The 7,886-nt window shown below is 61.2% G+C and carries 7 protein-coding genes; 3 read left to right on the top strand and 4 right to left on the bottom strand.

What is annotated here, in order from left to right:
- Positions 1 to 207 precede the first annotated feature (207 nt).
- Together MF268_RS22250 and scpB are read left to right on the top strand one after the other, a co-directional pair.
- Positions 208 to 1,098 (top strand): DUF1403 family protein, encoded by an 891-nt coding sequence (locus MF268_RS22250; protein WP_238372991.1) that lies wholly within the window; start codon positions 208 to 210, stop codon positions 1,096 to 1,098.
- A gap of 2 nt (positions 1,099 to 1,100) precedes the next feature.
- Complete coding sequence (gene scpB, locus MF268_RS22245; protein WP_054540543.1) at positions 1,101 to 1,700, top strand: SMC-Scp complex subunit ScpB; 600 nt, start codon at positions 1,101 to 1,103, stop codon at positions 1,698 to 1,700.
- On the opposite strand, the gene MF268_RS22240 is transcribed toward scpB, so the two are convergent.
- Genes MF268_RS22240 through MF268_RS22230 form a run of 3 tightly spaced genes read right to left on the bottom strand, consistent with a single transcriptional unit; the run spans position 1,684 to position 4,953 of the window.
- Positions 1,684 to 2,718, bottom strand: a complete 1,035-nt coding sequence (locus MF268_RS22240) for a TniQ family protein (protein ID WP_238372990.1) — start codon at positions 2,716 to 2,718, stop codon at positions 1,684 to 1,686. The genes scpB and MF268_RS22240 overlap by 17 nt on opposite strands.
- Positions 2,715 to 3,596 carry a TniB family NTP-binding protein gene (locus tag MF268_RS22235; protein WP_054540544.1) on the bottom strand — a complete coding sequence of 294 codons (882 nt, stop codon included), beginning with the start codon at positions 3,594 to 3,596 and terminating at the stop codon, positions 2,715 to 2,717. The genes MF268_RS22240 and MF268_RS22235 overlap by 4 nt, the downstream gene beginning before the upstream one ends.
- 1 nt (position 3,597) lies before the next feature.
- Positions 3,598 to 4,953 (bottom strand): Mu transposase C-terminal domain-containing protein, encoded by a 1,356-nt coding sequence (locus MF268_RS22230; RefSeq protein ID WP_238372989.1) that lies wholly within the window; start codon positions 4,951 to 4,953, stop codon positions 3,598 to 3,600.
- Positions 4,954 to 5,376: 423 nt separating this feature from the next.
- Between MF268_RS22230 and MF268_RS22225 the strand changes: the two genes are divergently transcribed.
- A complete protein-coding gene (locus tag MF268_RS22225; RefSeq protein ID WP_238372988.1) occupies positions 5,377 to 6,393 on the top strand; it encodes a hypothetical protein in 1,017 nt (338 codons plus the stop codon).
- 173 nt (positions 6,394 to 6,566) lie between these two features.
- On the opposite strand, the gene MF268_RS22220 is transcribed toward MF268_RS22225, so the two are convergent.
- Positions 6,567 to 7,880, bottom strand: a complete 1,314-nt coding sequence (locus MF268_RS22220; protein WP_238372987.1) for an MFS transporter — start codon at positions 7,878 to 7,880, stop codon at positions 6,567 to 6,569.
- Positions 7,881 to 7,886: the final 6 nt, after the last annotated feature.

The raw sequence follows: 7,886 nt of genomic DNA, 5'->3' as shown, positions 1-7,886 counted from the left end.
TCCACCGATTAAATGGAAATTTCCTCGACGAGAGAGGCGATTTCGGCCGAATCCACCCATGAAACTAAAACGACACCGACATGCCGCTGAGCATATTCTTCAATGTCCGATAAGGCAAACTTATTGGACAAAACTGGATACGGCAAAGCGGGGCGGTTAGCACAGTATGTGGTAGAACAAAGCGCCGCCATCGGATAGTGTTGTGGCATGGCATATGCTCGAGCGACCTTCATTGACGACCCTGATATCTTACCTCGGATGCCGCCCTGGGTCACTTCCGCACGCCCCGAAACCCATGAAGATGTGGCGTTTTTGTCGGGCGCGGCGCTCGCGCATCTGCATCTGGTGATCGGGCGCGATGACGTCCCCCAAGCCTTGTTGCGGGAAAGTTTGGCGCTGCGCGCGGCGGAGGCTTGTGTGGTACATTCGGGGCGGCCGGAAAGGGTGGCAGACTTGCGGGATGCGTTGGCGTTTCTGCAGCCGGGTGACAGCCCGGGGCCAGCGGGCGAGAGTTATCTTTCTTGGCGGCGCGCGGTGGAACGGCCGGTGGCGGCCAAGGCATTGAACCGGGCGCTGCCGACTTTGGAACCGGAACAGATCGCAACCTGGCTCGAAGTGGTGAAGGCGGCTCCGGTGACTCAAGCGGCCACCGTCCTGGAGGCCGTTCTTGGAGATCGACCCCGCGACTTCGCCGCCGCACTGCTTCTTGCGGATGCAACTTTGGCGCAGGCGCTCGGGTGGAGCCATGTCCTGCCGCTTCTGGCACTCGGCCTCAAGCGCGGTGATCTTCGAAAAACCGGCGAGGAGTTGCGGTTGACCTGTCATCAGGCAATTGGGAAGGCAGCAGTTGAGACAACGCACCAGGCCATCGATCTGAAACGACGCGCTGCACGGCTCAAAGAGGCCGCACCGAAACTGCGAGCCAGGGGTTCTGACAAGGCAGTGGCCCATTTTCTGGCACGGGATGCCATTGCCCCTACCGCGCTTACCTCACTGCGGTCCGACCGGGCAGCGCGCCGCTTTTGCGACCGGCTGGTGGCGTTAGGGGTCGCCCGAGAGCTCACCGGGCGTGACACCTTCCGCCTTTACGGGATCTAGGCATGGTCAAAGATCACGCCGAAACCGACCTCGACCGGGAATTGGACGATCTGCCAACCGAATTGCGCTGGCGCGAATGGATGCGGCGGATTGAAGCCGTTCTCTTCGCCAGCGCATCGCCGGTGCCGCGCGAGGACCTCGCGCGCGTGGTGGGGCAGGGGGCTTCGGTCGATCTGTTGGTCGAAGACCTGGTCGCCGATCTCGAAGGACGATCCTTCGAAGTGGCGCAGGTGGCCGGCGGCTGGATGCTGCGGACGAGACCGGCCTATGCGGCGGTGATCAGGACGGCCGCAGATGTCGGCGATCAGGATCTCGATCTGCGCGAATACGATGTCGCTGTCCTGGCCGCCATCGCCTACCACCAGCCGATCACACGGGACGGCCTGAAAGACATCTTCGGCAAAGAGATCAGCCGAGATCTGATCGGAAGATTGCATGCGCGTGGATTGATCGTCACCGGGCCACGGTCGCCGCGGCGCGGGGCACCCTATACCTATGTGACGACGGAGCAGTTCCTGGTCGCGTTCGATCTGGAGTCGCTGCAGGACCTGCCCGATCGGGAGCAGATGGAGGATGCAGGGGTCATCAATTCGCAGGCATAGCCGTTGCCAATGATGTGCGGCGGTTTGAATGAAGGCGAACGATGACCTGTTGTAAGTCCGCCAAATCAGGATGTCTGGAGCGCGTCTTTGTTCCCGGTGTGATCTGTGACGTGATCTCTGCACTCAATAACGCCACCAAGTCGGAATGCTTGGGCGCAGCCCGTGCAATGCGGGTCCAGAGATCAATTGCAGGATGCACGGAACGTTTTTGGAGGTGCGTCATTCCATCGGCCAACTGGCGGAACAATACGTAGCGGACCCGGTGCGGCAAGCGCGAAATTGACGTCGGCTGGCCATTGAACGTGAAACAAGCCGCCCCAAGCATGGCGGGCAGGGATGTCTTTCCATGCCGTCCATGTCCCGCAACATGCATTCGAAGCAAATCGTCGATGAGCCGTTCGAGACGCTGCACATCATACTCGGCGGGCAGGGTGGGTTTTCGGAGATCAGCATCACACCAGACGCAGAATTGTTGCCGCAGAAGCCGGTTTTGTCGTGAAGGCGCAATGCCGCCGCCGCAGGCAGGGCATTGGTCGCGCAAGCTGCATCCATGCCGAAAGCAGGAAACGCGCGTCGCCAAAGTCCAGCCGCGCCGGAAGAACGGTGCGCGATCCTCTTTCAGGCATGCCGGGCAATATTGCAGCCGATTGACCCGGGCGGTCGATGCGCGGGCATCTCCTGATCCTGTGGTCTGCCGCATGCGCAACCGGGTCAGCGGGTCGCGGTTCAAAGCCAAGCCATCAATATCCTCGGTAGGCAACCGCGTTCGCTCGACCAGCAAATTGAGGATTCGCCCGGGAAGGTCACGGTCAAGCTTCGCAGACCAATCTCCACCTGCGACATCCAGAACCCGCCCAAAATATTGAGGTGGAATTCCATTGGCCATGGCCAGCCGATGCAGCCAGCTCGACAGCAGCTCTCCGGGTGCCGGTTCAACAACGACGGGCCAGCCATGCCCCACCTCATTGCCGTAGTCGCGCGCAGGTGTGACTGTGATCTCGGACGCAGACTGGGTCACATCATTTCGCGGCGCAAAGGAGCATTTCGGCGTTTCGACAGGGGCGTGTAACCAAGCGAGGCGATGGTCGCTTCAGAAATGTGTTCCTCGCCGTTCCTTATCGCCGTGATAGCCGCGTTGCTCACGATATCGACGACCTCTCCGATCAAGCCCTCTGACAATTCATGGATGATCTCAGCCAGTGACGGTCGCGACAGGTCCGAGGCGCGGGCGAGAGGCATGCAGGTTTCAAGACTATCGAGGAGCGTCGCGAAATCCTCGTCATACGCCCATCTGGGAACAGGGATCGTATCGAACCGCGATCCCATCTCCTCGGTGTCGTGTACCGCGTCATAGACCGCAACCTCGCCGACCAGTACGGGCGAGATATCGTGGACACTTGCGATGCGGCGCAGGAACGAAAAGATAGATTTCACGTCCTGTCGGCGCCCTCGAAGGGCGCTGTGAAACTCATCGAAGATGAGCAGGCGGGGTTTCAAGCTGTCCAGCAAATGATCCACCTGCTCGCCCGCGCGCGACAGGCTTCGCCAACCAGAGGCCTGAGGCGCGCGCAACCCGGCAAGAATGCTGGCATAGAAGTGAGACAGTCCGGCACCTTCTCGGGTCTGGATCACCCAGATCCTTTGACGTTCTGACTGACGCAAATGTTCAATCGCGAAGCGTTCGGCGATCATCGTCTTGCCATTGTGATAAGGGCCCGTCAGCAAGAGCCCTCTGGGGCGCAAAGTTACTGGCCGATCGAGTAGCAGACGCATGGCGTTATGGGCGCGACTTGCAACAGGATGGCTGATCCAACGGGCCGTCCGGATATGGGCGATGCGGCACGCGTCACCGGCATCGAGAAGTGATGCGGCGGAGTCCAGGAGGTGATCCGTCATTTCACCAATCCTCAACCGGAAAGACGCGGCGCGGGCGCTCAGGGTCAGGTGTTTCGCGGATTGGTGTCGGGGAAGAAGTGAGGCTCTGGTAGGGTTTCGGCGCATGAGCCGCATGCCTGGCCCGTGCGACTTCCTTCAGCCTTTGCTTCTTCGATGCCGAGGCATCTACCGTCGCCGCGATTTCGCGGCGGATCGCGGTCTTCTCCTCGATCGGGCGTCGGCCGGTTTCGCGCGCTCGGCTTCTCTCGGCCCTGTGCTGCCAGACGGTGACCGCCTCAAGCAGTCCATCCCGCCGCTCCACAGGGCGCCAGGCTCCTGTATCGGGATCCTTGATGTAGATGTGACTAATGTCCCGAGGATCATAACGAACATCGAGAGCACCCAATCGATCACGGCGGGCGACCAACGGGCCCAACCATGGATCGAAATAGTCGTTGGCAAACAGGCTGACACCTTGAGGTGAAATCCTGCGTGTCTTGTTCGGGAGAAAGCTGAGCAGAACGTCGAAAGGGTTGTCTTCCGGGCCGTCCGGCTGACGGCATTTTCGTTCCCATTCATTGGTCGGGACTGTCAGCTTGCGTTCATTCTGGCTAAGATTGTGATCGATAATCGCCAGCGCGATACAGCGTTCGAGGTCTGCAAAGTTGAGCCTCGCACGGTCTTCGGACAGATACTCACCCCGATCCGCGATGGAACGCCCGGTCTTGCCAGGCAGGGAGCGCAGCACCGTATTCACCTTGCCTAGAAGTCGTTCGACAACCCCGCCACGATGGACGGTCCCCTTGTTCCGGCTTTGAATTGCAATCCCGTACTCGGCACAACCCAGGATGAAACTGGTGCTTCTGAATTCCATGGCGGAATCCACGACGACCATCTTCGGGCGGCCAAACATCGGCCAGGAATGATTGATGTCGCGCGCTGCCAGCCAGTCCTCCTTGCGGCACATCGCCTGCGCCAGACAGAGGGCGACCGACAAGCGTGAGGGCTGCTCAAGGGTCAGGCAGAAGCCGATAATCGCGCTTGTTGCAACATCAGCTGCGATGGTGAAATAGGGGCGTCCAACATAGATGCCCTGACCATCGATGACTTCCACAAACTGGATGTCGGCGGGGGTATGGTCTATCTGGACGACATCGAGTGCGTGGTTGGCCCGGATATAACCTGGGCGGGGTTTCAGGCGCCGTAGGTTTTTTCCTCCTGAATGTCGCCGTCGTGCAATCTCCTCGGGCGTGAACAGTCGTGGGATACGCTTGGAAACGGTGACATAGGCAGGCGGATCAAGACCCTCGCTGTCACAACGGGTGCGGATTTCATCGACAATCGGCGCAAGGTCCGGTTGCTCGGGCTGAAGCCACATCTCCCGAAGGGTTGCCGAAATGATTTCCTCAACAGCCGGGCTGATCCTCGCGCGCCTAGCTCCACCTGTCTTTGGCAACAGCGAAGACACCCGATGTTCGGTACGATATCGGCGCAGGTGGTTGTAGACTTGGCGCGTCGAGAGACGCAATTCGGATGCGGCCCGAGAAACTGCGGTGCGCATAGGCTCTTGCCCGTCCAAAATGCGATCCAGCTCTCGCGCGATACGCGTTGCCTTGGCCCAAGCCTCGTCAGACGCTTCGTTTTCGCGCAGCGTCATGAACCCGCCGCTCCACGGTTTCTAAACCCCATCTTCTGCCCCATGTTCTCGCTTGTTGAAACGCGAGCTAAAAATTGAAATCGAAACGTAAAATACCACGTCGGATTACGCTTCATCCTACTGGAATCCTGTAAGAACTTTTTGATGAAACGGCAAAGCAATTGCGACACTGAGGACGACCTGTGGTTCCTGCCCGGTCCGATGGACGAGGAGCCAGATTATCTGCCGCCCGGACCTAGGGCAGAGCTTCGTGAAACCGCAGTCCTCGACGATTGGCGGAAGGCAGAGGCGGGCAATGCCGCGCGTCTCGCCCGTGTGGCTGGCCGGATCGGCGCGCTGGACGACCGGCTGCGCCGTGGCCCGAAAGGTTGGCGGCACAGGCTCGCGCTGATGGAGGCGGCAGACCTCAGCTGGTTTGTAGGCGACCGAATTGGCCCGGATCGGCTGGCGCTCTGGAAATCCATGCGCTTGTCCGGCGTGCAGGACGACACCGCGGCGCTCGCGCGTGTCGGATGGGCAGTGCGGCGTCTTACAGGCGGCCTTGGACCGGAAGTGGACCTGTCCGCCTTCCTCGACCGCCGCGACCCCGAGAACCTCGGCGTTGAAGCCGAACCGTTCGCGGAACGCGCGGGCGGTTGGCTCGATCTTATGGCGCAAGCCGCCGATCTTCACCCAGTCACGCGCGCTTGCATGGGCTTCCATCTCTGGAGTCTCGCGGGCCTCGGGCAGCACGGCGACCGGATGGAAGCGGCGGTCACAGCCGCACGGATCGTGGCCAGTGAGGGCAAGGGGGCGCTCTTCGCGCCTTTGGCCATGGGCGGGGCAGGAGGATTGCGCTCCGGTGGCCCACCCGCTGACCGTCTGTCTCGTTGGCTTGACGGGATGGAGACCGCATGCCTGACCGCAATGCGTCACCTCGATGATATCGAGGCATGGTCGGCGAGGGCGGAAGCCGAGATGAGCCCGCTTTCCGGCCGCACGCCCCCGGCCTTGTGCGCGGTACTTACCGAATGGCCGCTCGTGTCCGCTCCGATGGCCGAGGCCCTGATCGGCGCCAGCCGGGCTGCCATCCAGCGCAACCTTGCTTGGATGGAAGCGCGTGGTCTGATCCACGAGATGACGGGGCAGGGGCGGTATCGGATGTGGAGGGTCGCAACTTAAGCCGTGCTCTTTGTCGGGGGGCCGACAGTTTATGTTAGAGTCAACGCTTCTGTCCGCCAAACTTGCAGACAATTCGCGCATCGAGCCCACTTTGATGAATTTTGCTCGAAGCACGAATGTCCGCATGGATGAAAACGAACCGCCCGTGTCCAGTCTTCGTCTCTTGCTGCGGCTTATAAATGCGTGGCCCAGCGAGGATGGCTCTCGTCAATGATCAAGGCATGGCTGTGCCTGCGATGTCCCCTTAGGTGGGGATGGTCGAGTGGCAAATTATCGTGGGTGTGCTCAAGCTCAACGGGATCGCCGGACGGCCAGAGTTTCAGCGCTGCGAGCATTCCGAAGGCGGCGATGAGGGCCAGTCCGATCAGTGCGGGAACGACACCATAGACTGTCAGCAGCCATCCCGACAGCGGATAGGTCACAAGCCAGCAGGCGTGGGACAGCGCGAATTGCGCCGCGAAGAGTGCCGGGCGGTCCCCGGCGTGGGCGGAACGGCGCAGCAACCGGCCCGAGGGGGTGAGAACGGTGGAATACCCCAACCCCACTAGCAGCCAGGCTGTCAGAAGGATGGACCAGCCAAGGCCTGCTCCAAGGACCGTCAACGCCAGACCGACCAGAGTAGCCACCATCAGCGCGGCTCCGCCGAACATAACGGGCCGGTCCGGCAACACATCGAGAACACGCGGCAGGACCAGCGCGGCGATCATCGACCCTGCGCCGAAGGCGAACATCGTCCAGGCCAGAGCACTTTCCGAAAGGCCGAGCGAGCCGCGCACAAGAATGACGGTATTGACCAGCACCATCGCACCTGCCGCCGCGAGGTTCAATGCCAAGAGCCCGCGCAAGCGCGGCGTGGCCAGATAGATGCGGATGCCGCGCGTTGTGCGGTCATAGACACCGCGCGGCTCGGATGGGCGGGGACTCGGCAGCACGATCGAAGCAACCAGAAGGGCCGATGCGGCGAAACCGAGGACCGTTCCGAGGAAAAGTGAATTGTAGGACATCACCGCGAGCAGAAGGGCCGCCAGCGTCGGGCTGACGATGTTTTCCAGATCGTAGGCCAGCCGCGACAGCGACAGCGCGCGGGTATAGCGCGCCTCTTCGGGCAGAACGTCCGGGATCGTGGCCTGAAAGGTCGGCGTGAAGGCGGCGGAAGCCGATTGAAGAAGGAAGATCAGGACGTAGACCTGCCAGACCTCGGTCACGAAGGGCAGTGCGAGGGCGACACCGGCACGCACCAGATCGAGCATCACCAGAAGCGCGCGGCGCGGCACGCGGTCTGCGAAAGCCCCTGCAATGGGCGCGATGCCCACATAAGCAACCATCTTGATGGTGAAGACTGTGCCGAGGACCAGCGCCGCCCCGTCGCCCGAAAGATCAAAGGCGAGCAGGCCGAGTGCGACTGTGGCGAGTCCGGTACCCAGAAGGGCTACGACTTGCGCCAGAAAGAGGTGCCGATAAGTGCGGTCGGAGAGAATATCGAGCATGGTCGG

The sequence above is a fragment of the Heliomarina baculiformis genome (assembly GCF_019966545.1).
GTDB lineage: Bacteria > Pseudomonadota > Alphaproteobacteria > Rhodobacterales > Rhodobacteraceae > Heliomarina > Heliomarina baculiformis.
The sequence above is the reverse complement of the archived record's forward strand: the minus strand, read 5'-3'. Positions and strand labels throughout refer to the sequence as shown.